This window comes from Thauera sp. (assembly GCF_034003485.1).
GTDB lineage: Bacteria > Pseudomonadota > Gammaproteobacteria > Burkholderiales > Rhodocyclaceae > Thauera.
Genome location: NZ_JAVEYL010000013.1, coordinates 19135 through 45122 on the forward strand (window position 1 = coordinate 19135; position 25988 = coordinate 45122).

Sequence of the window (25988 nt, forward strand, 5' to 3'; positions counted from 1 at the left end):
GGCCATGACGCTCAGGATCTGCAGCTACAACATTCACAAGGGCTTCTCGCAGTTCAATCGCCGCATGGTGGTGCATGAACTGCGCGACCGCCTGCGCAGCCTGGATGCCGACCTCGTCTTCCTGCAGGAGGTGCAGGGCCTTCATGTGCGCCATACGGCGCGCCATCCCGACTGGCCCTTGCTGCCGCAGCACGAGTTCCTCGCCGAGGATGCGTGGCAGCAGACTGCCTACGGCGGTAACGCGATCTACGACCACGGCCACCATGGCAACGCCATCCTCAGCCGCCACCTGATCCTCAGTACCGCCAACCAGGACGTCTCCGACCATCGCTTCGAGCGTCGTGGCCTGCTGCACTGCGAGGTGGAGCTTCCGGAATTCGATCGACCGGTGCACTGCGTCTGTGTGCACCTCGGCTTGATGGCGGGTAGTCGGCGGCGGCAGATGATGGCGCTGGCCGAGCGCATGGAGCAGCTCGCCCCGGGCGACGCACCGCTGATCATCGCCGGCGACTTCAACGACTGGCGCAACCATGCCGATGAGCTGCTCGGCCACCGCCTCGGCCTGGTCGAGGCCTTCGGCAGCGGCAAGGGGCGGCCTGCGCGCAGCTTTCCGAGCACCTTGCCCTTCTTCCGTCTCGACCGCATCTACGTGCGCGGCTTCCGTGTACGCCAGGCGCAGGTCCATTACGGTGCGCCGTGGGCGCAGATCTCCGATCACGCCGCGCTCACCGCCGACCTGGAGCCCGCGCCCTGATGCGGTTCCTGGCCGGCAACGCGATCGCGCTGCTGGAGAACGGCGAGCAGTATTTCCCGGCGCTGGAAGCGGCGATCGACGCCGCCGCGCACGAGATCTTCCTGCAGAGCTACATCTTCGACGATGACCCGGCCGGCCGCCGGATCGCGGATGCGCTCGTGCGCGCGGCTGGACGGGGGGTGGCGGTCCGGGTCATGGTCGATGGCTTCGGTGGGCGCAACTTCGTCTCCGGTCTGCTGCCGCGTTTGCGTGAAGCGGGCGTGCAGGTGCTGATCTATCGCCGCGAGCTGCGTCCCCTGTCCCTGCGTCGTCACCGCCTGCGCCGGCTGCACCGCAAGGTGGTCGTGGTCGATGGCCGCGTCGCCTTCGTCGGCGGGATCAATGTCGTGGACGATTTCGATGCGGGCCTGCTGTCGCATCCGCGCTACGACTATGCGGTCCAGGTCGAGGGGCCCTTGCTCGAACCGATCGTCGCGTCCGTGCAGCGCCTGTGGCGGCTGGTGGCGTGGGCAAGCTTCCGGCGCCGCGACTCGCAGCCGCTGCTTGCCCCGCCTCGCACCAAACCTGCGGGCGACATCCGCGCGGCCTTCGTCGTGCGCGACAACCTGCGTTACCGGCATGCGATCGAGAATGCCTATCTGGACGCGATTGCCGGCGCGCGCGAAGAGATCGTCATCGCCAGCGCCTATTTCTTTCCTGGCCGGCGGTTCCGCCAGGCGCTGGTGGATGCAGCCGATCGTGGCGTGCGGGTGACTCTGCTGCTGCAGGGGCTGTCCGATCACCCGCTGCAGGTCTATGCCACGCGCGCGCTCTACCCGATGTTTCTCGCCCGCGGGATTCGTCTGTTCGAATACCATCGCAGTCACATGCATGCGAAGGTCGCGGTCGTCGATCGACATTGGTCGACCGTGGGTTCCAGCAATATCGACGCCTTCAGCCTGCTGCTGGCGCGCGAGGCGAACGTGGTGGTGGACGACACGGCCTTTGCGGGCCGCCTGCGCGCCAGCCTCGAGTCGGCGATCTGTGACGGCGCCCGCGAGCTGAAGCCCTCGGACTGGCAACGCTTGCCGCTGCTACGTCGTGGCTTGAGCTGGCTCGCTTATCAGATCGTGCGTCTGGCGATCGGCATTGCGGGCTTCGGGCGCAGTCACTGAGCGCCGTCGGGTGCTTTCAGCCGCCGATCAGGCGCAGGTGTTCGATCTTGGTGCAGCGGTCGACGACGACTTTCAGTCCGGCCTCGGCCGCCTTCCGTGCCGCCTCCGGCGCGATCACCCCGAGCTGCAGCCAGACGCAGCCAGCGCCCACCGCGATCGCCTCGTCGACGACCGGCATCACCTCGGCTGATCTGCGGAACACGTCGACGATGTCGATCTTCTCCGGTACCGCGTGCAGGTCGGGATAGCACTTCAGTCCCATGACTTCCTGGTAAGCCGGGTTGACCGGAATGATCGTGTAACCGAGGCGCTGCAGGCGATGCGCGACTTCGTTGCTCGGGCGGTCGGCTTTCGCGGACAGACCGACGATCGCGATCGTGCGCGCGTCCTGCAGCAGCTTGCGGATGGCGTCGGGCTGGGCGCTGATGTCGTTCGGGTGCATGGCGTTTCCTTGGAAAAAACTGCCCGCCACCGCCTGGCGGCGGCGCGGTACGGCGGAGATGGACCAACGCGCCTGCGCCCACTGCCAGAGTTCGGCAAGCGCTGCGCCGGCGAGCGCGTCCGGCGGATTCTGGCCGAGAAAGCGCAGCGCGGCCAGCAGCGCAGCCTGCGGCGGGTGCTCGTCGATGGCGCGCGCGAGCGTCTGCTTGGAGAGCTTTTCTCCGGCGGCATTGGTGGCGAGCGGCAGGTGGGCGTAGGTCGGCACCGGCTGGCCGAGCAGCTCCAGCAGGTGGATCTGGCGTGCGGTGGCGTCGAGCAGATCGGCGCCGCGCACGACGTGAGTCACGCCGGCTTCGGCGTCGTCGACCACCACGGCGAGCTGGTAGGCAAACAGGCCGTCGGCGCGCTTGACTACGTAGTCGCCCGCATCGGCGGCGAGATCGACTTCCTGCGTGCCCTGCACTGCGTCATCGAAGCGGATCGTGCCTTCGGCGCGCACCCGCCAGGCCCGACCCTCGCGACCCGGTGGCAGGCCGTTGCGGCAGGTGCCGGGGTAGCGGCGCGAGCCGTCGCGGGCCAGCGGTTGATCGGCGAGTTCACGCCGGGTGCAGGCGCACGGGTAGGCGTGGCCGGCGGCCTTGAGCGCCTCCAGCGCTGCCTCATAGGCTGCGGTGCGCCGGCTCTGCCAGACCACCTCGCCATCCCATTCGAAGCCGAGCCGTGCCAGCGTGGCGAGGATGCCTTCGGCGGCGCCGGCGACCGTGCGCGGGGTGTCGACATCCTCGATGCGCAGCAGCCAGCGTCCGCGGTGGGCGCGCGCTTCAAGAAAGCTGCCGACCGCGGCGACCAGCGAGCCGAAGTGCAGCGCGCCGGTCGGCGAAGGCGCGAAACGGCCGATGTAGGGCGGATCGGGGGGGCGTGAGGTGGGAGGCTGCATGGCCAGGATCCTAGCATCCGGAGGCTGGTCGCTAGCGGCTGAGCGGGAGGGTGAGCGGGGCTGTGAGCGGGCTGGCGCGGCCGGTGCTCCCACGATGGGTTATCGTGCACGCCTTCGCGCCGCAGCCGTGGCGCCCACCGCTCCCGGTATCATCGTGTCGCTTTCCGGTTTGTTCGTCCTTTCGCGCAGTCCGGAATTCCTTCTCCGGGTCTGCAGCCTTGGCGGCCGTTGCATCGCGCGCTGCGCGTGCGCGGAGTGCCGATGAGTGCCCAGCCAACGCGCGGCGCGCCGGCCACGGGGCAACGCTTCGAAGCCGATCTGCTGCTGACGCTGACCACGGTGATCGCCGCTGCTGGCTGGATCTTCTCCAAGGAGGCGCTCGCCGGCCTCCCCCCCTTGATCTTCATCGGCCTGCGCTTCCTGGTCGCGGGGCTCGTGCTCGCCGCGTTCTCGCTGCCCCAGTTGCGCGCGCTCGACGCCCGCGGCCTGCGCAGCAGCCTGCTCGTCGGCAGCCTTTTCGCCGGTGCCATGGTGTTGTGGATTCTGGGCCTGGCCCACAGCAGCCACCTCGGTGAGGCCTCGTTCATCTCCAGCCTGGGCATCGTACTGGTGCCGGTGATCGCGCGCATCTTCTTCGGCGACCGCCCGCCGGCGAGCACCTGGTTCGCACTGCCGCTGGCGCTTGCCGGGTTCGCCTGCCTGTCGCTGGACGGCGGGTTCAAGGTCGAACTGGGGCAGTGGTTCTTCCTCGGCGCGGCGCTGGTGTTCGCGTTGATGTTCAATGTCAATTCGCACATCGTGCGCAACATTTCGGTGCGCGCGCTGAGCGTGGTGCAGATGCTGGCCGTCGGCGTGCTGGTGCTGCCGCCCGCGCTGATGATCGAGTCCTGGCCCGAAACCTGGAGTGCGCCGGTGCTCGGCTGGCTGCTCGCCAGCGCGCTCATCGCCACCACGTTGCGTTTCCTGCTCCAGCTCCACGGCCAGAGCCTGACCACGCCCAGTCACGCCGCGCTGATCCTGATGCTCGAGCCGGTGTGGACCGCGCTCGCCGCGGCATGGTGGTTCGGCGAGACGATGAATGCGCTGCAGCTCACCGGCTGCGGGCTGATCTTCCTCGCGCTGGTGGTGAGTCGCTGGGTGTGGATTCGCGGCCTGTTCCACGCGCGGGGATAATGACGTCATGTTCAACGTGACGCGCATTGCCCTGGCCTGACAATGCCGGGGACGATGGCGATGCAAGGAGGACGGCAATGAAGAGGATCAAACTGGCCTATGTCGGGCTGCTCGTCGTGCTCAGCCTGCTGTGGTGGATGGCCGATCCGCTGCTGCCCGACGGCTACGAGTACTTCGCGCTGCGCACGCTGGCGATCAACTACACCGGCATCCTCGGCATCGGCGTGATGAGCGTGGGCATGATCCTGGCGCTGCGGCCGGTGCGCCTTGAGCCCCTGCTCGGCGGGCTGGACAAGACCTATCGGCTGCACAAGTGGCTGGGCATCACCGGGCTGGTGGTGTCGGTCACCCACTGGCTGTGGGCCCAAGGCACGAAGTGGGCGGTGGGCTGGGGCTGGCTGGTCAAGCCGGCGCGCGGTCCGCGCGTGGAGCAGACCGACCCCATCCTGAACTTCTTCCAGCAGCAACGCGGGCTGGCGGAGACGATCGGCGAGTGGGCCTTCTACGCCGCGGTCGTGCTGATCGTGCTCGCGCTGGTCAAGCGCTTCCCGTACCGGCTGTTCTTCAAGACCCACCGCGTGCTCGCCGTGGTCTATCTCTTCCTCGTCGTGCACTCGGTGGTGCTGATGCCCTTCGGCTACTGGACGCAGGGCGTGGGGCCGGTCATCACGCTGCTGATGGCGCTCGGCAGTGTGGCGGCCGTGGTGTCGCTGCTGCGCAAGGTCGGTCATCGGCGCAAGGCGGTCGGTGAGATCGTCGAGCTGTTGCGCTTCCCCGACAACCAGGTGCTCAAGGTCGGCATCCGCTTCAAGGACCGCTGGGCCGGGCATGAGGCCGGGCAGTTCGCCTTCGTCACCTTCGACACCGCCGAAGGCGCGCATCCGTTCACGATCTCCTCGGGGTGGACGGGCGACGGTCGGCTGTTCTTCCTGATCAAGGGCATCGGCGACTACACCGCGCGCCTGCCGGAGCTGCTGCGGGTCGGCGACGTCGTCACGGTCGAAGGGCCTTATGGCCGCTTTGCGTTTGCAAGCGGCAAGCGCCGGCAGATCTGGGTGGGCGGCGGAATCGGCATCACGCCGTTCATCGCGCGCATGAAGGCGCTGGCGGTGGAGCCCGATGGCCGGGAGATCGATCTGTTCTACAGCACGGCGGCGCCCGACGCGGGCTTCATCGCCCGCCTGCAGCGTGACGCCGACGCCGCGGGCGTTCGCCTGCACGTGCTGGTCAGCGCGCGCGACGGCCGCCTGGACGTGGCGCGCATCTGCGCTGCGGTGCCGGCGTGGCCGGAGGCGGACATCTGGTTCTGCGGCCCGGGGGGCTTTGGCCAGGCGCTGCGAGAAGGATTCACCGCGAAGGGGCTGTCAGCGGGCGATTTCCATCAGGAGCTCTTCGACATGCGCTGAGCGTGCCGTTGCGGATGGGTGCCCGGAAAGCACAAGCCCCGCAGTGCGGGGCCTGGATGGTGACGTGCGGTGCGGATGCGGTTCAGACGTTGAACAGGAAGTTCAGCACGTCCCCGTCCTTCACCACGTATTCCTTGCCTTCCGCACGCATCTTGCCCGCTTCCTTGGCGCCGGCTTCGCCCTTGTAGGCGATGAAGTCCTCAAAGGCGATGGTTTGGGCGCGGATGAATCCGCGTTCGAAGTCGGTGTGGATCACCCCGGCGGCCTGCGGCGCGGTGTCGCCGACGTGGATGGTCCATGCGCGCACTTCCTTCACGCCCGCGGTGAAGTAGGTCTGCAGGCCGAGCAGGGTGTAGCCGGCGCGGATCAGGCGGTCGAGGCCGGGCTCTTCCAGGCCCATGGTCTCGAGGAATTCCTTCTTGTCGGCGTCCTCGAGGTCGGCGATCTCGGCTTCGATCGCGGCGCACAGGGCGACCACCTCGGCGCCCTCGGCGGCGGCGTGGGCGCGCACCAGGTCCAGGTGCGGGTTGTTCTCGAAGCCGTCCTCCGCGACGTTGGCGGCGTACAGCACCGGCTTGGCGGTGATCAGGCAGAAGGGTTTGATGCTGGCCCATTCTTCCTTGGAGAGGTCGAGTGCACGCACGGCCTTGCCCTGGTCGAGCTGGGCGAAGCACTTCTCGAGTACGGCGACGAGGATCTTGGCTTCCTTGTCACCCGAGGCGGCAGGGCGCTTGTAGCGGTTGAGCGCCTTCTCGACCGTGGCCATGTCGGCGAGCGCGAGCTCGGTGTCGATGACCTCGATGTCTCGGATCGGGTCGACGCTGCCGGAGACGTGGATCACGTTGTCGTCGGCGAAGCAGCGCACCACATGCACGATGGCGTCGGTCTCGCGGATGTTGGCGAGGAACTGGTTGCCCAGGCCTTCACCCTTGGAAGCGCCCGCGACCAGGCCGGCGATGTCGACGAACTCGACGATGGCGGGCTGGATCTTCTGCGGCTTGACGATCTCGGAGAGCGCGGCGAGACGCGGGTCGGGCACTTCGACGATGCCGACGTTGGGCTCGATCGTGCAGAAGGGGTAGTTCTCGGCCTGGATGCCGGCCTTGGTCAGCGCATTGAAGAGGGTCGACTTGCCGACGTTGGGCAGGCCGACGATTCCGCATTTAAGGCTCATGGCTGGGGTTCTTCCTTGGGAGGTTCGGTGGCCGCCGTGTCGGGCGCGGCCGCGGGCTGGGGGGCCTTGGGCGGTTTCGGCGGCTTAGGCTGCGCAGGGCGAGCGTTGAGCCTGGTCGCCGCGGCGTTGAGCTCGCCGCGCACGAGCTGCGGCCAGATCGCGAGCGCCTTGTCGATGGCCTCGTCGATCAGTTGCTGTTCTTCGCGGCGCGCGGGCTTGAGCACGAAATTCACCACTTCGTTGCGATCGCCCGGGTGGCCGATGCCGATGCGCAGCCGCCAGTAATCGTTGGTGTAGAGGTGGGCCGAAGTGTCCTTCAGCCCGTTGTGCCCGCCGAGGCCGCCGCCGAACTTCAGGCGCAACTGGCCGGGTGGGATGTCGAGTTCGTCGTGCACGACGAGGATCTCGGCCGGCTCGATGCGGTAGAAGCGCGCCAGCGCGCCGATGGCCTGGCCGGAGCGGTTCATGAAGGTCTGCGGCATCAGCAACCACATGCCGGCGTCGCGCGCATTGGCGACCAGGCCGTGGAAGCGGGACTCGTGCGCGAAGCGAACGCCGAGGGTGGCGGCGAGCCGTTCACAAAACCAAAACCCGGCGTTATGCCGGGTTTCAGCGTATTCAGCACCCGGATTGCCGAGACCGACGATCAGACGAGGCGGGCGCGTGGGCGCGTTACTCATCGGGGGGCGGTCTCCGGCATCCGGGTTGAAGGCAGGGAAGGGGGAGGGGCCGGTCAGGCCGCTTCGCCCTCGCCCTCGTCCTCGCCTTCGGCAACGGCGCCCTTGACCTGCAGCGCGGTGGCGACGACCGGGTCGCCTTCACCGTGGCCCACCAGCTCGACACCGGCGGGCAGCTTGAGCTGGGACACGTGGACCGACTGGCCGACTTCCAGCGCCGACAGGTCGACCTCGACGAATTCGGGCAGGTCCTTGGGCAGGCACTGGACGTCGATCTCGTTCATGGTGTGCGAGATCATGCAACCGCCGAGCTTGACCGCCGGGCAGAGTTCGTCACCGACGAAGTGCAGCGGCACCTTCAGGTGCATCTTCTCGCCCGCCGCGACGCGCTGGAAGTCGATGTGCAGCACTTGCTGCTTGAACGGATGCCACTGGGTGTCGCGCAGCACGACGCTTTCCTTGCTGCCTTCGACGTCGATGTTCAGCACGGAGGCGTGGAAGGCCTCCTTGCGCAGCAGGTGGTAGAGCTCGTTGTGGTCCATGGTGATGGAGAGGGCGTCGCCCGCGCCGCCATAGATGATGCCCGGAACGTGGCCGGCGCGACGCAGGCGGCGGCTCGCACCCGTACCCTGCGCGTCACGCTTGGTGGCCTTGAATTCGATTTGCATGGTGTTGCTCCTGAGAGTGTTGTCTTCGCCCGCGACCAGGCGAAAACGGGAAAAACCCGCGGCACCGGAAGGCGCAGCGGGCGAAAGATCATTCCATGAACAGCGAGGACACCGACTCCTCGTTGCTGATGCGCAGGATCGTGTCGGCCAGCAGCGACGCGACCGAGACCTGGCGGATGCGACCGCAGGCCTTGGCGTCCTCGCGCAGCGGGATGGTGTCGGTGACGACCAGTTCGTCGAGGTCGGACTCGGCGATACGCGACACCGCGGCGCCCGACAGCACCGCGTGGGTGCAGTAGGACAGCACGCGCTTGGCGCCGTTGGCCTTGAGCGCGCTCGCGGCCTTGCACAGCGTGCCGGCGGTATCCACGATGTCGTCCATGATCACGCAGGTGCGGCCTTCGACCTCGCCGATGATGTTCATGACCTCGGACACATTGGCCTTCGGGCGGCGCTTGTCGATGATCGCCAGGTCGCACTCCATGCGCTTGGCGAAGGCGCGCGCGCGCACCACGCCACCGACGTCGGGAGACACGACCAGCAGGTCGTCGTACTTCTGCTTGTCGAGGTCGTTGAGCAGCACCGGGGCGGCATACACGTTGTCGACCGCGATGTCGAAGAAGCCCTGGATCTGGTCGGCGTGCAGATCCATCGTCAGCAGGCGTTGGACGCCGACGGCCTGCAGCATGTTGGCGACGACCTTGGCGGTGATCGGCACGCGCGCCGAGCGCGGGCGGCGGTCCTGGCGGGCGTAGCCGAAGTAGGGGATGGCGGCGGTGATGCGCCCGGCGGAGGCGCGCTTCAGGGCGTCGACCAGCACCAGCAGCTCCATCAGATTGTCGTTGGTCGGCGAGCAGGTGGGCTGCAGGACGAAGACGTCCTTGCCGCGCACATTCTCGAGCAGTTCGACGTTCACTTCACCATCCGAGAACCGGCCGACCGTGGCCGAACCGAGGGAGATACCCAGACGTCGCGTCACGTCGGCGCCAAGTTTGGGGTTGGCGTTGCCGGTGAAGACCATCAGGCTGCCGTGGGGCATTTGTGCTACTCCGAGTGCCGTAAGAAACGACGCGCGAATATTCGGCGCGTAAAAACGACTCGGGCAGACCCGTGGTCTGCCCGTCGTTATATGGCTGGGGAGGAAGGATTCGAACCCTCGAATGCCGGAATCAAAATCCGGTGCCTTAACCGACTTGGCGACTCCCCAAGAAACCTTGTTCGTCAGCGATACGGATCGTTCGACGAAGCGGGCGCTATTGTAACCACTCGTAAAGCGGATGGCGAGTGAGGCTTCGCACTTTCCATGCCTTCCAATGTGGCGGACAACTTCTCGTGATGCGATCGGCCTCGATTTCCGAGGAGACTTCCGCAAACACGCAGGCGCCTGAGCCTGTCATCAAGGCTGGCGCATATGCATCCAGCCAATCGATCGCGCCTTGCACTTCCGGGTAGCGACTGCAGGCGACTGCCTGCAGGTCGTTTCGCGTGGTGCTTGCTGCGAAGTCCGCCATTTTGATGGGGGCGGTATTTCGCGTCAAGTCCTCGGCCGAAAAAATTTCAGCGGTGGGGACGGAGACGCCGGGCGAGATCACCACGTACCAGGCCGGCGGCAATGCGAGCGGCTGCAGCGCTTCGCCAACGCCTTCGGCAAAGGCGTCGCGGCCGTAGATGAATACGGGGACGTCGGCGCCGAGCGTGAGGCCGAGCGCCTGCAGTTCGGCGCGCGACAGGCCCGTCCCCCATAGGCGATTGAGTGCCATCAGCGTGGTGGCGGCGTCCGAGCTGCCGCCGCCGATGCCGCCGCCCATCGGCAGCACCTTGTGCACCGTGATGTCCGCGCCGAGGGGGCTGCCGGTGTGCGCCTGCAGCAGGCGCGCCGCGCGCACGACGAGGTCGTCGGCTTCGGCGACCCCCGGCACGTCGTTCACGCGGCGGATGCGGCCGTCGGTGCGCAGCGCGAAGTCGAGCGTGTCGCCCCAGTCGAGCAGGCGGAAGGCGGTCTGCAGCAGGTGGTAGCCGTCGGCGCGGCGCCCGATGACGTGCAGGAACAGGTTGAGCTTGGCAGGCGCCGGGCAGGCGATGAGTTGCGTCGGGGCGTCGTCGCCGAGGAGCAGCGGCTGGGGCGGGGTCAGGGCAGGGCGGTCCATGAATCGATGATCAGGCGGATGCGCGCTTCGCCGCGCGAGATGTCGAGGCGGGCGGGCAGGGCGTCGGAGCGGTCGTCGGCGTAGGCGAGGTAGTCGATCCGCCAGCCCTGGTCGATGACAAGTTGCGGGCGCCCGAGGGCATCGCGCTCGCGGATCTGCGCGCCGGCGTCGGGGGCGCCCTGCACCCAGCGCGGCAGGCGGGCAGACGGCACTTCGATGCCCAGCACCTCGGGCAGCAGCGCGTCGGCGCTGGGCGCGTCGCGCCGCGTGCCGTCCGCGCTCAAGAGGCGGGCGCCGGCGGGGTCGCTGTCGAGACGGGCGACGATCTGGCCGAGCGGGCTGAGCAGCGTCAGGCGGTCGGTTTGCGGGGCGTGCTCCCACTCGACTCGTCCGCTTGCGGCCTGGCGGCCGTCGGTGGCGGAGAGCCGGCCATCGAGCAGGAAGGCTGGCATCAGCGGGCGCAGCGCTGCGCTGGGAGTCTCGCGCGGGACGATCGGTGCGCAGGCCGCGAGCGCCAACGCGGCCGCCGTGCCTGCGAGCAGGCTGCGGCGGCGCAGCGCGGGTGCCCGGAGCTGGGGTGCGCGATTCATCGGATGCCCAGGCGGCGCGCGGTTTCGACGAGGAGCGTGTTCTCGGGGTGGGCGGCGAGCGCCTGATCGAGGATGCGGCGGGCGTCGTCTCGGCGCGACAGACTCCACAGCACTTCGCCCAGATGCGCGGCGATCTCGGCGTCCTGGCGCTTGGCGTAGGCGCGCTCGAGGTGGATGAGCGCTGCCGCACCGTCTCCGCGCCGGAATCGCACCCAGCCGAGGCTGTCGAGGATGAAGGGATCGTCCGGAGAGATTTCGAGCGCGCGCACGATCAGCGCCTCCGCCTCGTCCAGGCGCAGGTTGCGATCGGCGAGCGAGTAGCCCAGCGCGTTGTGCGCATGGGCGTGGTCGGGCTGCAGTTCGATCACGCGGCGCAGGCGCGTTTCCATCAGGTCCACGCGGTCGATGCGTTCGGCCAGCATGGCGGCCTCGTAGAGCAGGCCGGTGTCGTCGGGCGTTTCGCGCAGGGCGTCGTCGAGCACCAGCAACGCTTCGGCGGGGCGGTTGGCGTCGCGCAGGATCTGCACCTCGGCGAGGATGTAGCGGCGCATGATCTCGGGCTCGTCGGCCTCGGCCTGCAGCAGGGCGCGGGCCTCGTCGACGCGGCCCTCGCGCGCGATGCTCTGGGCGCTGCGGATGTTGGCCTCGGGGCGGAGTTCCGGGTCGGTGATCTCGTCGAACCACTTCCTTGCCGCTTCGCCCTGGCCGCGATCGGCAGCGATCTGCCCGAGGTGGAGGCGGATCAGGTCGGACTGCGGGTGGCCGGCTGCCAGAGCGCGCGCGAAGTGGATCTCTGCCTCGGCCGGCTGGTTGACCTGGAGTGAGAGCAGTCCGACCGCGTAGAGCAGTTCGGCGTCGTCCGGCGAGGCATCGAGCAGGCGGCGGAATTCGGTGCGTGCCGCTTCGAAGCGCTGCGCCGCCACCAGCGCGCGGGCCCATGCCAGGCGCAGCGTCGTGCTCTCCGGCTTGCGAGCGACTTCCGTCTCGAGCTGGCGCAGGGCTTCATCGACTGCGCCGGCCTGCTGCAGGATCTGCGCCTTCAACAGCACGGCGGGTTCCCAGCCGGGATTGAGTTCGAGCGCGCGTTCGACGGCGGCGAGGCCGCCCATGGCGTCCTCGACGACCATCGCGGCCTGCGCGCGGGCGATATGTGCCTCCGGCACCTCCAGATAGGGCTCGGTAAGTCGATTGATGATCGCACGCGCGGCCTGCTTGTCGGGTACGCGCGCCAGCGTGCGGTTGAGGCCCAGGAGGTTCTGGGGGAGTCGGCCGTTGGATTGTGCCAGGACGCGCGCGAGCTGAATCTGGATGGCGTCGAGGTTGATCTCGCCGCCATGTTCCGGATTGGTCATGCTGGCCAGTACGCGTCGCGCTTCTTCGGAGTCGGGGGCGGCTTCGGCCCACAGGCGGGCGGCTTCGCCCGCCATGCGCAGGTTGCGCGAGTACATCGCGATCTCGGTCGCACGGCGCGCGATTCGCGGGTCGCGGGTGGAGCGCGCGAGGTCGAGATAGAGTTGCGCGGAGAGGCCGATTTGCCCGCGCGCGCCGGCGATCTCGGCGAGCAGGAAGTTGTAGAGCGTGCGCGGGGTGAGCTCCTGGCCGGGAAGCGGGCCGCCCACCGCATCGCCGCTGGCCGCCATCGCGGTTCCGCCCGCGCCGAGCGTAAGGGCGAGGCAGAGGGAGCGGGCGAGACGGGAAAGCTGGATCTTCATGGAATGGGTCCGACGGACTGCGATAGGACGCGGCAACGCGCAGCATGGGCAGCCGGCCGCGCGTTGTCGTGGATGGAGTGGGTTGGAGGACTGAACTAGAATTCGGTTCGCTCCATGGTATGCAGATCGGCGCCATGGCCGCAACCTGTCATGCCTGCCCCGCCCCCAATGAGGCCATTGCCGATGCCCGAACTGCCCGAAGTCGAAACCACCTGCCGCGGCATCCGGCCCCACGTCGAGGGGCGCGTCATGACCGCGCTGACGGTGCGCAACCCGCGTCTGCGCGTGCCGCTGCCGGCTGACCTGCCGCCGCGGGTCGCCGGGCAGGTCCTGCGCACGGTCGGGCGGCGCGCCAAATATCTGCTGCTGGGTTTCGACGCGGGCACGGTGATCGTGCATCTGGGCATGTCGGGCAGCCTGCGCGTGGTGCGCAGCGACGAGCAGCCCGGCGCGCACGATCACGTCGATTTCGTCTTCGGTGCGCACGCGCTGCGCCTGCGCGACCCGCGCCGTTTCGGCATGGTGGTGTGGCAGGGCGGCGAGGCGGTGCAACATCCGCTGCTGGCGCGCCTCGGGCCCGAGCCGCTCGATGGCGCGTTCGATGCGGCCTGGCTGCACACCGTGACGCGCGGCTTGCGCGCGCCGATCAAGCACGTGCTGATGGACAGCCATCGCGTGGTGGGCGTGGGCAACATCTACGCATCGGAGAGCCTTTTTCGTGCTCGCATCCATCCGCTGGAGCCCGCCGGGCGCCTCGGGCCGCGACGTTGCGCACGCCTGGTGATGGTGGTGCGTGAGACCCTGGCGGCGGCGATCGAAGCGGGCGGCAGCACCTTGCGCGACTTCGTCGGCGGTGACGGCCAGCCCGGCTACTTCCAGCAGCAGTACTTCGTGTACGGCCGTGATGGCGAGGCCTGCCGCATCTGCGGGACCGCGGTGCAGCGCGTCATCAGCGCGCAGCGGGCGACGTTTTTCTGCCCGCGCTGCCAGCGTCGGAGCTGAATCCAGCCGCCCTCGGGCGACCCGGCGCATCTTCCGCGCCGGGCGTGTACTTTGGCACGGAAGCGGGCAGGGAAGCTGGCTATGCTCCAGCGTGCGAGGATGTATGAGCCCCGGGCTGCCCTTTTTCCGGGTCCCTCTGCAAGGCAGTCTGTCCGATGAGCGAACCAATGACCAACCTGACCGAACAATTCTCGGCCTACAGCCGCTGGCGCAGCAATGCGGGCGAGGCGGTGGTGCGCCTGCGCACCTGGCTGGCGCGCAACGACGTGGGCGACGCGCAGTCCGACCTGCGCCTGCAGTATCTGCTCGAGCGCCTGAACGACGACAAGCTCACCGTCGCCTTCGTTGCCGAGTTCTCGCGCGGCAAGTCCGAGCTCATCAACGCGATCTTCTTCGGTGATCATGGCGATCGCATCCTGCCCTCGAGCGCGGGGCGCACCACCATGTGTCCGACCGAGTTGCAGTGGAGCAAGGGGGCGAGCCCCGAGCTTCGCCTGCTGCCAATTCGCACGCGCGCGCGTCAGACGCCGGTGAGCGAGTTCAAGCGCTATCGAGAGGAGTGGACGATCGATTCCCTGACCGCGGTGGATGCGAGCAGCCTGCAGCGTGCGCTTGCGCGCGTGGGCGAGACCGAGCGCGTCAGCATCGAAGAGGCGCGAGGACTGGGCTTCGCGGTCGACCCGGCTGGAGAGCAGGGCATCAAGCCGGGTACGGACGGCGCGGTCGAGATTCCGCGCTGGCGCCATGCCGTGATCCAGTTTCCCCACCCCTTGCTCGAGCAGGGGCTGGTCGTGCTCGACACGCCGGGTCTCAATGCGATCGGTGCCGAGCCGGAGCTCACGCTGTCGATGCTGCCCAACGCGCACGCGGTGCTGTTCATCCTCGCCGCCGACACCGGCGTGACCCAGAGCGATCTCGCCGTCTGGCGCAACTACGTGCAGGGGGGCGGCGCGCGCCAGCGCGGACGCCTCGTCGTGCTCAACAAGATCGACGGCTTGTGGGATGGCTTGCGCGAAGAGGCGCAGATCGACCTCGAGATCGACCGCCAGGTGGATTCGGTGGCCGAGACGCTCGGCGTGGACCGCGGCGCGATATTCCCGGTGTCGGCGCAGAAGGGGCTGGTGGCGCGCATCCAGGACGACGCGTCGCTGCTCGAACGCAGCCGCATCCCTGCGCTCGAGCGCGCCCTGAGCGACGACCTGCTGCCGACCAAGCAGGACATCGTGCGCGACGACACTCTCGCCGAAACCCGCGAGGTCACCGCGCAGACCCGAGCATTGCTCGAGGCTCGCCTGTCCGGGCTGCGTGAGCAGTTGCAGGAACTCACCGACCTGCGCGGCAAGAACCAGAGCGTCATCGAATACATGATGCGCAAGATCCGCACCGAGAAGGACGAGTTCGAGCAGGGCCTGCAGAAGTACTACGCGGTGCGCTCGGTGTTCTCGAACCTCACCAACAGCCTGCTCGACCACATGGGACTGGACGCGCTGCGTGACGAGACGCGGCGCACGCGCGAGGCGATGCTCGAATCGACCTTCACGCGCGGGCTGCGTGATGCGATGGAAGGGTATTTCCGCAACCTGCGCGCCAAGCTGCAGCGCTCGACGAGCGAGATCGGCGAGATCACGCGCATGCTGGAGGCGATGTACAAGCGCTTCAGCGTCGAGCACGGACTCAAGTTGTCGCCGCCGGCAAGCTTCTCGACCCTGCGTTACGAGACAGAGCTCGATCGTCTGGAAGCGACCTTCAATCGCCAGATCAACACCGCGCTGACGCTGGTGACCACCGAAAAGCACGCGCTGACGCAGAAGTTCTTCGAGACCGTGGCGATGCAGGCGCGGCGCACCTTCGAGGTGGCGAACCAGGACGTCGAGCAGTGGCTGCGTGCCGTCATGTCACCGCTGGAGACTCAGGTGCGCGAATATCAGATCCAGCTCAAACGCCGCCTCGAAAGCGTCAAGCGCATCCACGAGGCCACCGACACGCTGGAGAGCCGCGTCGACGAACTGAAACAGGGCGAGTCGGGTGTGTGCGCGCTGATCGCCGAGCTCGATGCGCTGCAGGATGGTGTCGCCGCAGCGCTCGGTGCTGCTGCCCTTGCAGGCGAGGCAGCTGCCAGTGGTGAGGTCCGCGCCGCGGCCTGAAACCCGGGCCCGACAACGCGTGGGCACAAACGGACAGAAAGGCGGGCCAGTGACCCACCTTTCTGCGTTGGTGTGCGGCCTGCGGTCGCGCTCAGGCCTTGCCGGTCAGCTTCAGGAACTTGGCCATCAACTGGTCCTTGGTCTCCGGGTGGCTGGGGTCGAGCGGGATACAGTCGACCGGACACACCTGCTGGCATTGCGGCTCGTCGAAATGGCCGACGCACTCCGTGCACTTGTCGGGGTCGATCTCATAGATCTCGTCGCCCTGGTAAATGGCGCCGTTGGGGCACTCCGGTTCGCAGACGTCGCAGTTGATGCATTCGTCGGTAATGATCAGAGCCATGGTCTTTGCTTCCTTGCGTTTACTTTGATTTGAGTCTTTCCTGCAGCCGTGCCAGCACCCTGGGCTGCACGAACTTGCTCACGTCGCCGCCGAGGCGGGCGATCTCCCGCACCATCGTGGCGGAAATGAACATGAACTCTTCCCCGGGCGTCATGAACACGGTTTCGACGTCCGGATAGAGCTTGCGGTTCATCCCCGCCATCTGGAATTCGTATTCGAAGTCCGATACCGCACGCAGTCCGCGCAGGATCACACGCGCATCGTGCTGCATCAGAAAATCCATCAGCAGACAGTCGAAGCCGACCACCTCCGCATTCGGAAACCCGGACAGCGCATCGCGTGCGATATCGACCCGGTCCTCCAGCGAGAAGATCGGGTTCTTGCTGTTGCTGCGCGCAACGGCAACGATAACGCGGTCGAACAGGATCGACGCCCGTCGCACCAGGTCTTCGTGTCCGCGGGTAAACGGGTCGAATGTGCCCGGATAGACCGCGATCGTTTCCTTCATGCCTGACTCCTGCGCATCAGCTGGAAATGAACCTGCCCGGCGCGCCCCTGCTTGACGACATGCCATGCGCCGAGCTGTTCCACCGCGGCCTCCGACTCGACATAAAGCCAGCCTTCCGGCTTCAGGAGCCGGTCGAGCCAGGGCAGCACCCGCTCGATCCAGCCCTGGTTGTAAGGTGGGTCGAGGAACACGCCGTCGAAACTGCGCGGCGTCGTTTGCGCGAATCTTACCGCATCGCCGCGCACGATCTCTACTTGCGAAGCCTGTAGGGTCTTTGCGGCCTTGTGCAGTGCATCGAGCGCGCGTGGGTCGCGCTCCACAATGACGACCTCAGCAGCACCGCGCGAGGCGGCCTCGAAGCCCAGGATTCCGGTGCCGGCGAAGAGGTCGAGACAGTGCTGGCCGTCCAGATCCTGGCCCAGCCAGTTGAACAGGGTTTCGCGCACCCGATCCGGCGTCGGTCGCAGGCCGGTAACGCTGGCGACCTCGAGCAGCCGCGAGCGCCACGCGCCACCGACGATGCGCACACGGCTCATTGCGCGGCGTTTCCGGCTGGGGCCGACGTGGCATCGGCCGCGGGCGCCGCGCTGCGATCGCCATCCCCGCCCGCGATCACGGTGACGAGCTGTTCGGGGCGGATGCGGCGCTGCCAGGCATCGCGCACCGCCTCGACGGTGACTGCCTCGACCTGGCGCGGATAGCTGTCGAGCCAGTCGAGCGGCAGGCGGTAGAAACCGATCATCGCGACGTGGTCGAGCAGCTTGGCGTTGGAGTCCAGGCGCAGGCCGAAACCGTTGATGATGTTGTCGCGCGCGGCCTGCAGCTCTTCCGCGCTCGGCCCTTCGGCGAGGAAGGCGGCGAGCGTGGCGCGCACCACGGCGAGCGCTTCCTCGGCCTGTCCGCCCCGCGTCTGCAGGCCGATCTGGAACGGCCCGGTCACCTGCTGCGGCGCCAGGAAGCTGTACACGCTGTAGGCAAAGCCACGCTTTTCACGCACCTCCTTGGTCAGCCGCGACACGAAGCCGCCCCCGCCGAGCACGTGGTTGCCGACCAGCAGCGGAAAGTAATCCGGATCCTGGCGCGCCATGCCCAACTGGCCGACGAGGATGTGGGCCTGTGCGGACGGGTGCGGAATGCGGAGCACCTGCGCCGTGGTCGCGGTGGGGGCAGGTGGGGGCGCGGCCGGTTCGGTGGCGGGCAGCGCTTCGGTGAGGCGGATGGCGATGCGTTCGGCGGCGGCGCGGTCGAGGTCGCCGACGATGGCTACCGCGGCGCGGTTGGCGCCGTAGTGGCGGCGGTGGAAGTCCACCAGATCGTCGCGGCCGATGGCGGCGAGCGATTCGGGCGTGCTGTTATTGCCATAGGGATGGCCGGCGTACAGCGTGGCGTTGAACTGACGCGCGGCCAGGGTCGCGGGCTTGGTCAGCGCCTCGCGCAGCCCGGCGATCGCACGGCTGCGCTCGCGCTCGAGGATGTCGGCGGGAAAGCTCGGGCGGGCGAGCAGGGTGGCGACCAGTTCGACCGCGGCGTCGAGTTCGGCGGCCGAGGACAGGCTGCGCAGGGAAAGGCTGGCGCGGTCGTTGTCGGCGCCGCCCTGAACCTCGATGCCGAGGTCGGCCTTGCGGTCGGCGATGGTCTGCTCGTCGAGCGCACCGGCGCCGGCGTCGAGCAGGGCCTGGGTCATGCTGGCGAGGCCGGCCTTGGCGGCGGGGTCGAGCGCGGTGCCGGCGGCGAAATCGATCTGGATGTCGACCAGGGGCAGCGCGCGGCTTTCGACGAAATGCACGCGGGCACCGGTCGGCGCGACCCAGTGCTGGATCTCGGGCGCGGCCTGCGCCGGGGTGGCGAGCGCGGCGAGGCCGAGGCTGAATGCGGCCAGACGAGCGAACCGGATGATGCGGGCTGCGGAAGGTGTGCGCCCATGTGCACGCGCGGTGGTAGCCGGCAACGTGTCGATGGGTGGGGCGAGCGTGGGCATGGTGAAGTTGGGCGTGGCGGTCATGGCGATGCGGATTCCGTGCATTGCGCCTCGGTAGCGGGAGGCTTGGAAGCGGAGCGAGAGCAACGTGGGCTGAAGTTTCGTGCGCCGAAGCTCAGTGGCGCGGGGCCGCGAAGGGCGAGCGCGGGCGCTTTGCGCCCAGCGCCTGCGGTTCGAGGCGCGCGGTGTTCAGGGTGTCGTCGTCGAAGTAGCGCCGGGCGACGGCCCGCACCTCCTCGGCGGTGACTGCACGCAGGCCATCGAGCAGCTTCGCCTCGTCACGCCACGACATCCCGGCCGATTCGAGGTAGCCGATCTCCATCGCCTGGCCCATCAGCGAGTCCCGCTTGTACACCTGGGCTGCCACGGCCTGCGTCTTCACGCGCGCCAACTCCTCGGCGCTGATGCCTTCGTCGCGGATGCGCTGGATCTCGGCGCGCAGTGCGGCTTGCAGCGCCTCGGGCGTGGTGCCGGCGGCGGGCACGCCGTGCAGGTAGAACAGCGCCGGGCCGCGGTTGCCGGTGTCGTAGCTGGCGCCGACGCTGACTGCGAGCTGCTGGTCGCGCACCAGACGGCGGGTGAGGCGGGCTCCGTCGTAGCCGTCGAGCACCGCCGCCAGCACCTGGAGCGCGTAGGCTTCGCGGTCGTTCGCCGGGTCGCGCAGGGCGGGCACCTGCCAGGCCATCGCCAGGTAGGGCAGTTCGGCGGGCGCCTTCACCACCGAGGCGCGCGGTCCGCGCTGCGCGGGCTCGGGTGAGATCCGGCGTGCCGGCAGCTCGTCTGCGGCGAGGCTGCCGTAGTGCTTCTCGGCCTCGCGGAACACTTCGCGGTGGTCGACGTCGCCCACCACGACCAGATAGGCGTTGTTGGGCGCGTACCAGCGCTGGTACCACTCGCGCGCGTCCTCCGGCTGCATCGCCTCGAGGTCGGGCATCCAGCCGATCACCGGACGGCGGTAGGGGTGGGCCTGATAGGCGGTGGCCATCAGTTGCTCGAAGACCAGCGCACGCGGCTGGTCGTCGGTGCGCAGCCGGCGCTCTTCCTTCACCACCTCGAGCTCGCGGCGAAACTCGTCATCGGTGAGCACGAGGTTCTGCATGCGGTCGGCTTCGAGCGCCATCATCGTCGGCAGGTGGGCGGGCGGCACCTGCTGAAAATACGCGGTGTAGTCCTTGCCGGTGAAGGCGTTGTCACGCCCTCCGACTGCGGCCACGCGCTTGTTGAACTCGCCCGGGCCGACGTCCTCGGTGCCCTTGAACATCATGTGCTCGAGTACGTGAGCCACGCCCGATACGCCGTCCGGCTCGTCCATGCCGCCGGCGCGGTACCACACCATATGCACCACGGACGGTGCGCGCCGATCTTCCTTGACGATAAGCTTCATGCCGTTGGCAAGGGTGGTCTCGAAAGGGTTGGCAAGCGCGGGTTGCGCCAGGGGGGCGGCCAGTGCGGCGCCCAGGATCAGGCTGCGGGCAAGGGGGTGACGAAACATGGAGTTGTCCTGCATCTGTTAGAATCCGCGGCACTCCGCGAGACCCGCTGCGCGCTGCGCAGCCCGGCCGGGGAGCCGCATCTTAGCGTGATCGGCGATACACGCCCATGGTTGGCCGGGCGGCTGGCGCCGGCGCAAAACGTCCTGACTCAAATCGTCCCCTCTGACCCGAGCGTTTCATGTTTGGTTTCCTGAAGAAGAAGTTCGGCAAGTCCGATGAGGCGGCCAAGGCTGCCGAGGACCCGCACGCCCCCGAACAGGGCGATGCCGGCGGCGACGCTGGCGTCGCGGCGCCCGCATCGCCGCCGGTCGAGTCCGAGCCGGCGCCTGCGGCTGCGGCAGACCGTACACTCGCCGCCGAGGCCGAGGCGCTGGACGAGGCGGCCGCCGCAGCACCTTTGGCACCGGTTGCGGACGCGGCGAGCGCGCCGACCGTCGAGCCCGAACGCGAAGTCGCCCCCGCGCCGCAGCCTGAGTCCGTGGTCGAGGCATTGGCCGCGCCTGAAAGCCGCTCCGCGCCGGCGCCCGAGTTGGTGCCCGGGCTCGTGGCACCTGCAGCTGCGCCGAAGAAGTCCTGGACCGATCGCCTGAAGGCCGGCCTTGCCCGCACCCGCCAGCAGCTCGGCGGCGGCCTCGCCAGCCTGTTCGGTTTGCGCAAGATCGACGAGGACCTGCTCGAGGAACTCGAGTCCACCTTGTTGATGGCCGACTGCGGCGTCGATGCCACCCAGCACCTCATCGACGACCTGCGCCGACGCTGGAAGCGCGACCATCTGGAGACCGCCGACCAGCTCCAGCAGGCGCTCGCAGACGGACTGCACGAGATCATCGCCCCGCTCGAGGAGCCGCTGAGCATCGAGGGTCACCAGCCTTTCATCATCATGATCGCCGGCGTCAATGGCTCCGGAAAGACGACCTCGATCGGCAAGCTCGCCAAGTATTTCCAGGCCCAGGGCAAGAGCGTGCTGCTGGCCGCGGGCGACACCTTCCGCGCGGCGGCGCGCGAGCAGTTGATGACCTGGGGCGAGCGCAACAACGTCACCGTGGTGGCGCAGGATGGTGGCGATTCGGCGGCGGTGATCTTCGACGCGATCAACGCCGCGCGCGCACGCAAGATCGATGTCGTGCTCGCCGACACCGCCGGCCGGCTGCCGACCCAGCTCCACCTCATGGAAGAGATCGCCAAGGTGCGCCGCGTGGTCGCCAAGGCCGACCCGACCGGTCCGCACGAGGTGCTGCTGGTGCTCGACGCCAACATCGGCCAGAACGCGCTCACCCAGGTCAAGGCCTTCGACAAGGCGATCGGCGTCACCGGCCTGGTGGTGACCAAGCTCGACGGCACCGCCAAGGGCGGGGTGCTGGCGGCAATCGCCCGCCAATGCCCGAAGCCCTTGCGCTTCATCGGTGTCGGTGAGGGCATCGACGACCTGCAGCCGTTCAAGGCGCGCGAGTTCGTCGATGCGCTGTTCGAGCCGGGCGCTGCAGCGGTCAAGACCGGAGCGGGCAAGCGCGCATGATCGTCTTCGAGGACGTGGCCAAGCGCTATGCGGGCGGCTACACGGCGCTGGCGGGCGTCAGTTTCGAGATCCGCCATGGCGAGCTGGTCGTGCTCTCGGGCCATTCGGGCGCGGGCAAGAGCACGCTGTTCAAGCTGATTCCGGTGATCGAGCGGCCGACCGCCGGCCGTGTGCTGATAAACGGCCAGGACGTCTCGCATCTGCCCAGGACGGCAATTCCATACCTGAGGCGCAATCTCGGGCTGGTGCTGCAGGAGAGCCGGCTGCTGTTCGATCGCAATGTGTACGACAACGTGATGCTGCCGCTGGTGATCACCGGCCATCCGCCGCGTGACGCGGTCAAGCGCGTGGTGGCGGCGCTCGAGCGTGTGGGGCTGGACGGCCGCGGCAAGGAGATGCCGGCGGGCCTGTCGGGCGGCGAGCAGCAGCGCGTGGCGATCGCGCGCGCCATCGTCAACCGGCCCTCCATCCTGATCGCCGACGAACCCACCGCCCACCTCGATCCGGCCTACGCGGCCGACATCGCGGCGCTGTTCCGCTCCTTCAACGATGCAGGGGTGACCGTGCTGGTGTCGACCCACGATGCCAACCTGTTCGCCGCCAGTCGGCCGCGCCGGCTGGTGCTGGCCAAGGGGCAACTGGTCGAGGACTCGCGCCCGACCGGGCGTCCGGCGGTGGAGGAGGCCGCATGATGAACTGGTTCTACCTGCACCTGCGCGCGATCGGCCATGCGCTGGGGCGGTTGGCGGGGCAGCCGCTGGGGACGCTGCTATCGGCGCTGGTGGTGGGGATTGCGCTGTCGCTGCCCGGCGGTGGCTACCTGTTGCTGGACAACGTTTCTTCGCTCGTGCGCGGCGTGTCGGGCACGCCCGAGATCAGCGTCTTCCTGGGCGTGGACGCCGGTGCGCCGGACGTCGCCGCGATCGAGCAGCGCCTGAAGGCGGAGCCCGGGCTGGCGAGCTACCGCTTCGTGCCGCGCGACGAGGGCCTGCGCCAGCTCGAGGCCGCCGGGCTCGGCGACGTGCTCGGCGGGCTGAAGTCGAATCCGCTGCCCGATGCCTTCGTGATCGCACCGCGCGGCGAGGATCCGGCGGTGTTTGCCGAGCTTGCGACGCGCATGCAGGCGTGGCCGAAGGTCGCGCACGTGCAGCTCGACTCGGCGTGGGTCGAGCGCCTGCATGCGCTGCTCGGGCTCGGGCGGTCGGCCGTGCTGATCCTGGCCGGCCTGCTCGGGTTCGCGCTCGTCATCGTCACCTTCAACACCATTCGCCTGCAGATCCTCACCCAGCGCCAGGAGATCGCGGTGAGCCGGCTGCTCGGCGCGACCGACCCCTTCATCCGCCGCCCCTTCTACTGGTTCGGTGGCCTGCAGGGCGCGCTCGGCGGCCTGGTGGCGCTGGGTACGATAGGGCTCGGGGTGCAGGCGCTCGGGCCGCCGGTGGCCCGGCTGGCGCAAACCTATGGCGCGGTGTTCCAGCTCAGCGGGCCGGACTGGCGAGCAGCGCTCGCGATCGTGGCCTTCGCCGCGCTGCTCGGCTGGCTGGGCGCGGTCATCTCGGTGCGCAGGCATCTCGCCGGCGCTTGATTTCCTGTCATCTGCCCCCATCTAAATGCGGTCGCTGGTCGCGTTGTGGCGTTGCTGTCATGGCGCCGCAGTCTCATTGGCAGGCGCAGGCCATGACGGGCTCTTCGATAGCGATAGCCAATCGAGTGCATCTCGATTATCAATTAGAGCAATTCATGGAAGCGGTCTAAACTTCTTTTCATCGAGTTTCAACACACCGTTCCACCAACCCTCCTGGAGGATTACAGATGTCGCTGATCAACACCCAAGTTCAACCGTTCAAAGCCCAAGCCTACAAGAACGGCAAGTTCATCGAAGTGTCCGAGGCCGACCTGCAGGGCAAGTGGTCCGTGCTGATCTTCATGCCGGCCGCCTTCACCTTCAACTGCCCGACCGAAATCGAAGACGCCGCCGAGCACTACGCCGAGTTCCAGAAGGCCGGCGCCGAGGTGTACATCGTCACCACCGACACCCACTTCTCGCACAAGGTCTGGCACGAAACCTCGCCGGCCGTCGGCAAGGCCCAGTTTGCGCTGGTCGGTGACCCGACCCACAAGCTGACCAACGCCTTCGACGTGCATATCGCTGAAGAAGGCCTGGCCCTGCGCGGCACCTTCATCATCAACCCGGAAGGCGTCATCAAGACGATGGAAGTGCACGACAACGCCATCGCCCGTGACGTGACCGAGACCGTTCGCAAGCTCAAGGCCGCGCAGTACGTCGCCTCGCACCCGAACGAAGTCTGCCCGGCGAAGTGGAAGGAAGGCGAGAAGACCCTGGCCCCGTCGATCGACCTGGTCGGCAAGATCTAAGCAGGTCGCGCTGCAATCCCCCGGGCCTACCCGGCCCGGGCTGCGAGCCCCGCAGCCGGCCACGTGCCGGCTGTGTCGTATCAGGACCGCTGAAAACCGCGGCGGTCGTAATCATTCAAGGAAGATTCGCCATGCTGGACGCCAACATCAAGACTCAACTGAAAGCCTACCTGGAGCGGGTGACGCAGCCGATCGAGATCGTGGCGTCGCTGGACGAGGGTTCCAAGTCGCAAGAAATGCGCGAACTGCTGCGTGACGTCGCCGAGCAGTCGCAACTGATCACCCTGGTCGAGGACGGCGCGGATGCGCGCAAGCCCTCGTTCTCGGTCGGCCCCAAGGGCGGCGAGGGGCGCGTGCGCTTCGCCGGCCTGCCGATGGGCCACGAATTCACCTCCCTGATCCTCGCCCTGCTCCAGGCCGGCGGCTATCCGCCCAAGGTCGAGGCCGACGTGATCGAGCAGATCAGGAACCTCGACATAGAGTTGAACTTCGAGACCTATATCTCGCTGTCCTGCCACAACTGCCCGGACGTGGTGCAGGCGTTGAACCTGATGGCGGTGCTGAACCCGAAAATCCGCCACACCATGATCGATGGCGCGCTGTTCCAGAAGGAAGTGGAAGCGCGCCAGATCATGGCCGTGCCCACGGTGTACCTGAACGGCGAGGAGTTCGATCAGGGCCGCCTGGAGCTGGGCCAGATCCTCGCCAAGGTCGACACCGGCACTGCAGCGCGTGACGCCAAGAAGCTGTCGGCCAAGGATCCGTTCGACGTGCTCATCGTCGGCGGCGGCCCGGCCGGCGCGGCGGCGGCGATCTACGCTGCACGCAAGGGCATCCGCACCGGCATCGTCGCCGAGCGTTTCGGCGGCCAGGTGATGGACACGATGGCGATCGAGAACTTCATCTCGGTGAAGGAAACCGATGGCCCGAAGCTGGTAATGGCGCTCGAGGAGCACGTCAAGCAGTACGAGGTCGACATCATGAACCTGCAGCGCGCGGCCAAGGTCGTGCCGGGCAGCGAGGACGGCAGCGTGTTGGCCGAGGTGCAGCTGGAGAACGGCGCCGCGCTCAAGGCCAAGACCGTGATCGTCGCCACCGGCGCGCGCTGGCGCGAGATGAACGTGCCGGGCGAGCAGCAGTTCCGCGGCAAGGGCGTGGCCTACTGCCCGCACTGCGACGGCCCGCTGTTCAAGGGCAAGCGCGTCGCGGTGATCGGCGGCGGCAACTCGGGTGTCGAGGCCGCGATCGACCTCGCCGGCATCGTGGGTCATGTCACGCTGCTGGAGTTTGCCGACGACCTGCGTGCCGACGCCGTGCTGCAACGCAAGCTCTACAGCCTGCCCAACGTCAGCGTGATCAAGAGCGCACAGACCACCGAAGTGACCGGCACCGACAAGGTCAACGGCCTGGTCTACAAGGACCGCAAGACCGACGAGACGCATCGCCTCGAGCTCGAGGGCATCTTCGTGCAGATCGGTCTCTTGCCCAACACCGACTTCCTCAAGGGTACGATCGAGCTCAGCCGCTTCGGCGAGGTCATCATCGATGCCAAGGGCCAGACCTCGGTGCCGGGGGTGTTCGCCGCTGGCGACTGCACGACGGTGCCGTACAAGCAGATCATCATCGCCATGGGCGACGGTTCGAAGGCGGCGCTGTCGGCCTTCGATCACCTGATCCGCACCAGCGCGCCGGCCTGACCCCGAGCTGCCCGCGAAAACACGCCCCGCCTCGAGCGGGGCGCACTGTTTTGTGAGCGTGATTGCCGTGGGAGCGGGCTTGCCCGCGAATGCAGCGC

At 68.0% G+C, this 25988-nt stretch carries 24 protein-coding genes, 1 tRNA gene and 1 pseudogene; 11 read left to right on the forward strand and 15 right to left on the reverse strand.

What is annotated here, in order from left to right; all coding sequences use genetic code 11:
- The first annotated feature begins 4 nt into the window (after window positions 1-4).
- Together RBT54_RS09085 and clsB are read left to right on the forward strand one after the other, a co-directional pair.
- Complete coding sequence (locus RBT54_RS09085; RefSeq protein WP_320366367.1) at window positions 5-754, forward strand: endonuclease/exonuclease/phosphatase family protein; 750 nt, start codon at window positions 5-7, stop codon at window positions 752-754.
- Window positions 754-1908, forward strand: a complete 1155-nt coding sequence (gene clsB / locus RBT54_RS09090; RefSeq protein WP_320366369.1) for a cardiolipin synthase ClsB — start codon at window positions 754-756, stop codon at window positions 1906-1908. The genes RBT54_RS09085 and clsB overlap by 1 nt, the downstream gene beginning before the upstream one ends.
- A gap of 16 nt (window positions 1909-1924) precedes the next feature.
- Here the strand turns inward: clsB and RBT54_RS09095 are convergent, their stop codons facing one another.
- Both RBT54_RS09095 and gluQRS read right to left on the reverse strand, forming a co-directional pair.
- Window positions 1925-2350, reverse strand: a complete 426-nt coding sequence (locus RBT54_RS09095; protein ID WP_320366536.1) for a CoA-binding protein — start codon at window positions 2348-2350, stop codon at window positions 1925-1927.
- A 15-nt stretch (window positions 2351-2365) separates the two neighbouring features.
- Window positions 2366-3286, reverse strand: a pseudogene (gene gluQRS / locus RBT54_RS09100) (tRNA glutamyl-Q(34) synthetase GluQRS); the annotation flags it as partial.
- Window positions 3287-3547: 261 nt separating this feature from the next.
- Between gluQRS and RBT54_RS09105 the strand changes: the two are divergent.
- Complete coding sequence (locus tag RBT54_RS09105; protein ID WP_320366371.1) at window positions 3548-4459, forward strand: DMT family transporter; 912 nt, start codon at window positions 3548-3550, stop codon at window positions 4457-4459.
- A 77-nt stretch (window positions 4460-4536) separates the two neighbouring features.
- Window positions 4537-5865 carry a ferric reductase-like transmembrane domain-containing protein gene (locus RBT54_RS09110; RefSeq protein WP_320366373.1) on the forward strand — a complete coding sequence of 443 codons (1329 nt, stop codon included), beginning with the start codon at window positions 4537-4539 and terminating at the stop codon, window positions 5863-5865.
- 82 nt (window positions 5866-5947) lie between these two features.
- On the opposite strand, the gene ychF is transcribed toward RBT54_RS09110, so the two are convergent.
- The 8 genes from ychF to RBT54_RS09150 all read right to left on the reverse strand — a co-directional run bounded on the left by ychF (window position 5948) and on the right by RBT54_RS09150 (window position 12833).
- Window positions 5948-7039, reverse strand: a complete 1092-nt coding sequence (gene ychF, locus RBT54_RS09115; RefSeq protein ID WP_320366375.1) for a redox-regulated ATPase YchF — start codon at window positions 7037-7039, stop codon at window positions 5948-5950.
- The gene (pth, locus tag RBT54_RS09120) at window positions 7036-7719 is read right to left on the reverse strand and encodes an aminoacyl-tRNA hydrolase (protein WP_320366377.1); all 684 of its coding nucleotides are present in this window, start codon (window positions 7717-7719) and stop codon (window positions 7036-7038) included. Before pth ends, ychF begins: the two co-directional genes overlap by 4 nt.
- A gap of 53 nt (window positions 7720-7772) precedes the next feature.
- The gene (locus tag RBT54_RS09125; RefSeq protein WP_320366379.1) at window positions 7773-8384 is read right to left on the reverse strand and encodes a 50S ribosomal protein L25/general stress protein Ctc; all 612 of its coding nucleotides are present in this window, start codon (window positions 8382-8384) and stop codon (window positions 7773-7775) included.
- An 88-nt stretch (window positions 8385-8472) separates the two neighbouring features.
- Window positions 8473-9423: a ribose-phosphate pyrophosphokinase gene (locus RBT54_RS09130; protein WP_320366381.1), complete on the reverse strand. Its 951-nt coding sequence runs from the start codon at window positions 9421-9423 to the stop codon at window positions 8473-8475.
- A gap of 91 nt (window positions 9424-9514) precedes the next feature.
- Window positions 9515-9591 (reverse strand) — tRNA-Gln (locus tag RBT54_RS09135).
- 46 nt (window positions 9592-9637) lie between these two features.
- Window positions 9638-10531, reverse strand: coding sequence for a 4-(cytidine 5'-diphospho)-2-C-methyl-D-erythritol kinase (ispE, locus tag RBT54_RS09140; RefSeq protein ID WP_320366383.1), 894 nt, complete (start codon window positions 10529-10531; stop codon window positions 9638-9640).
- Window positions 10513-11121, reverse strand: coding sequence for a lipoprotein insertase outer membrane protein LolB (lolB, locus tag RBT54_RS09145; RefSeq protein ID WP_320366385.1), 609 nt, complete (start codon window positions 11119-11121; stop codon window positions 10513-10515). Before lolB ends, ispE begins: the two co-directional genes overlap by 19 nt.
- On the reverse strand, window positions 11118-12833 hold the full coding sequence (locus RBT54_RS09150; RefSeq protein ID WP_320366386.1) for a tetratricopeptide repeat protein: 1716 nt from the start codon (window positions 12831-12833) through the stop codon (window positions 11118-11120). The genes lolB and RBT54_RS09150 overlap by 4 nt, the downstream gene beginning before the upstream one ends.
- A 183-nt stretch (window positions 12834-13016) precedes the next feature.
- On the opposite strand from RBT54_RS09150, the gene mutM reads away from it, so the two are divergent.
- Window positions 13017-13835 (forward strand): bifunctional DNA-formamidopyrimidine glycosylase/DNA-(apurinic or apyrimidinic site) lyase, encoded by an 819-nt coding sequence (gene mutM, locus RBT54_RS09155; protein WP_320366388.1) that lies wholly within the window; start codon window positions 13017-13019, stop codon window positions 13833-13835.
- Between the two features lie 167 nt (window positions 13836-14002).
- Window positions 14003-15979 (forward strand): dynamin family protein, encoded by a 1977-nt coding sequence (locus tag RBT54_RS09160; protein WP_320366390.1) that lies wholly within the window; start codon window positions 14003-14005, stop codon window positions 15977-15979.
- Window positions 15980-16070: 91 nt separating this feature from the next.
- Here the strand turns inward: RBT54_RS09160 and RBT54_RS09165 are convergent, their stop codons facing one another.
- The 5 genes from RBT54_RS09165 to RBT54_RS09185 all read right to left on the reverse strand — a co-directional run bounded on the left by RBT54_RS09165 (window position 16071) and on the right by RBT54_RS09185 (window position 20300).
- Window positions 16071-16322 (reverse strand): YfhL family 4Fe-4S dicluster ferredoxin, encoded by a 252-nt coding sequence (locus RBT54_RS09165; RefSeq protein ID WP_320366392.1) that lies wholly within the window; start codon window positions 16320-16322, stop codon window positions 16071-16073.
- Window positions 16323-16341: 19 nt separating this feature from the next.
- Complete coding sequence (coaD, locus tag RBT54_RS09170) at window positions 16342-16830, reverse strand: pantetheine-phosphate adenylyltransferase (RefSeq protein WP_320366394.1); 489 nt, start codon at window positions 16828-16830, stop codon at window positions 16342-16344.
- Window positions 16827-17366: a 16S rRNA (guanine(966)-N(2))-methyltransferase RsmD gene (gene rsmD / locus RBT54_RS09175; protein WP_320366396.1), complete on the reverse strand. Its 540-nt coding sequence runs from the start codon at window positions 17364-17366 to the stop codon at window positions 16827-16829. Before rsmD ends, coaD begins: the two co-directional genes overlap by 4 nt.
- On the reverse strand, window positions 17363-18853 hold the full coding sequence (locus RBT54_RS09180; RefSeq protein WP_413788433.1) for a M16 family metallopeptidase: 1491 nt from the start codon (window positions 18851-18853) through the stop codon (window positions 17363-17365). The genes rsmD and RBT54_RS09180 overlap by 4 nt, the downstream gene beginning before the upstream one ends.
- 70 nt (window positions 18854-18923) lie before the next feature.
- Window positions 18924-20300: a pitrilysin family protein gene (locus RBT54_RS09185; protein ID WP_320366398.1), complete on the reverse strand. Its 1377-nt coding sequence runs from the start codon at window positions 20298-20300 to the stop codon at window positions 18924-18926.
- Between the two features lie 179 nt (window positions 20301-20479).
- Between RBT54_RS09185 and ftsY the strand changes: the two genes are divergently transcribed.
- The 5 genes from ftsY to ahpF all read left to right on the forward strand — a co-directional run bounded on the left by ftsY (window position 20480) and on the right by ahpF (window position 25890).
- On the forward strand, window positions 20480-21817 hold the full coding sequence (ftsY, locus tag RBT54_RS09190; protein ID WP_320366400.1) for a signal recognition particle-docking protein FtsY: 1338 nt from the start codon (window positions 20480-20482) through the stop codon (window positions 21815-21817).
- Complete coding sequence (locus RBT54_RS09195) at window positions 21814-22509, forward strand: cell division ATP-binding protein FtsE (protein ID WP_320366402.1); 696 nt, start codon at window positions 21814-21816, stop codon at window positions 22507-22509. The genes ftsY and RBT54_RS09195 overlap by 4 nt, the downstream gene beginning before the upstream one ends.
- Window positions 22506-23402 (forward strand): permease-like cell division protein FtsX, encoded by an 897-nt coding sequence (gene ftsX, locus RBT54_RS09200; RefSeq protein ID WP_320366404.1) that lies wholly within the window; start codon window positions 22506-22508, stop codon window positions 23400-23402. Before RBT54_RS09195 ends, ftsX begins: the two co-directional genes overlap by 4 nt.
- 227 nt (window positions 23403-23629) lie before the next feature.
- Window positions 23630-24193: an alkyl hydroperoxide reductase subunit C gene (gene ahpC / locus RBT54_RS09205; protein WP_320366406.1), complete on the forward strand. Its 564-nt coding sequence runs from the start codon at window positions 23630-23632 to the stop codon at window positions 24191-24193.
- Window positions 24194-24324: 131 nt separating this feature from the next.
- The gene (gene ahpF / locus RBT54_RS09210; RefSeq protein ID WP_320366407.1) at window positions 24325-25890 is read left to right on the forward strand and encodes an alkyl hydroperoxide reductase subunit F; all 1566 of its coding nucleotides are present in this window, start codon (window positions 24325-24327) and stop codon (window positions 25888-25890) included.
- Window positions 25891-25988 lie beyond the last annotated feature (98 nt).

Bases quoted from the DNA above. Each gene is read 5' to 3' on its own strand.
- RBT54_RS09130 (WP_320366381.1), bottom strand. From the start codon at position 9,423: ATGCCCCACGGCAGCCTGATGGTCTTCACCGGCAACGCCAACCCCAAA.
- clsB (WP_320366369.1), top strand. From the start codon at position 754: ATGCGGTTCCTGGCCGGCAACGCGATCGCGCTGCTGGAGAACGGCGAG.
- RBT54_RS09195 (WP_320366402.1), top strand. From the start codon at position 21,814: ATGATCGTCTTCGAGGACGTGGCCAAGCGCTATGCGGGCGGCTACACG.
- pth (WP_320366377.1), bottom strand. From the start codon at position 7,719: ATGAGTAACGCGCCCACGCGCCCGCCTCGTCTGATCGTCGGTCTCGGC.
- ahpF (WP_320366407.1), top strand. From the start codon at position 24,325: ATGCTGGACGCCAACATCAAGACTCAACTGAAAGCCTACCTGGAGCGG.
- ispE (WP_320366383.1), bottom strand. From the start codon at position 10,531: ATGGACCGCCCTGCCCTGACCCCGCCCCAGCCGCTGCTCCTCGGCGAC.
- mutM (WP_320366388.1), top strand. From the start codon at position 13,017: ATGCCCGAACTGCCCGAAGTCGAAACCACCTGCCGCGGCATCCGGCCC.
- RBT54_RS09105 (WP_320366371.1), top strand. From the start codon at position 3,548: ATGAGTGCCCAGCCAACGCGCGGCGCGCCGGCCACGGGGCAACGCTTC.
- ftsX (WP_320366404.1), top strand. From the start codon at position 22,506: ATGATGAACTGGTTCTACCTGCACCTGCGCGCGATCGGCCATGCGCTG.
- ahpC (WP_320366406.1), top strand. From the start codon at position 23,630: ATGTCGCTGATCAACACCCAAGTTCAACCGTTCAAAGCCCAAGCCTAC.
- lolB (WP_320366385.1), bottom strand. From the start codon at position 11,121: ATGAATCGCGCACCCCAGCTCCGGGCACCCGCGCTGCGCCGCCGCAGC.
- RBT54_RS09085 (WP_320366367.1), top strand. From the start codon at position 5: ATGACGCTCAGGATCTGCAGCTACAACATTCACAAGGGCTTCTCGCAG.
- RBT54_RS09160 (WP_320366390.1), top strand. From the start codon at position 14,003: ATGACCAACCTGACCGAACAATTCTCGGCCTACAGCCGCTGGCGCAGC.
- ftsY (WP_320366400.1), top strand. From the start codon at position 20,480: ATGTTTGGTTTCCTGAAGAAGAAGTTCGGCAAGTCCGATGAGGCGGCC.
- RBT54_RS09180 (WP_413788433.1), bottom strand. From the start codon at position 18,853: ATGCACGGAATCCGCATCGCCATGACCGCCACGCCCAACTTCACCATG.
- RBT54_RS09110 (WP_320366373.1), top strand. From the start codon at position 4,537: ATGAAGAGGATCAAACTGGCCTATGTCGGGCTGCTCGTCGTGCTCAGC.
- rsmD (WP_320366396.1), bottom strand. From the start codon at position 17,366: ATGAGCCGTGTGCGCATCGTCGGTGGCGCGTGGCGCTCGCGGCTGCTC.
- coaD (WP_320366394.1), bottom strand. From the start codon at position 16,830: ATGAAGGAAACGATCGCGGTCTATCCGGGCACATTCGACCCGTTTACC.
- RBT54_RS09185 (WP_320366398.1), bottom strand. From the start codon at position 20,300: ATGTTTCGTCACCCCCTTGCCCGCAGCCTGATCCTGGGCGCCGCACTG.
- RBT54_RS09150 (WP_320366386.1), bottom strand. From the start codon at position 12,833: ATGAAGATCCAGCTTTCCCGTCTCGCCCGCTCCCTCTGCCTCGCCCTT.
- RBT54_RS09125 (WP_320366379.1), bottom strand. From the start codon at position 8,384: ATGCAAATCGAATTCAAGGCCACCAAGCGTGACGCGCAGGGTACGGGT.
- RBT54_RS09095 (WP_320366536.1), bottom strand. From the start codon at position 2,350: ATGCACCCGAACGACATCAGCGCCCAGCCCGACGCCATCCGCAAGCTG.
- RBT54_RS09165 (WP_320366392.1), bottom strand. From the start codon at position 16,322: ATGGCTCTGATCATTACCGACGAATGCATCAACTGCGACGTCTGCGAA.
- ychF (WP_320366375.1), bottom strand. From the start codon at position 7,039: ATGAGCCTTAAATGCGGAATCGTCGGCCTGCCCAACGTCGGCAAGTCG.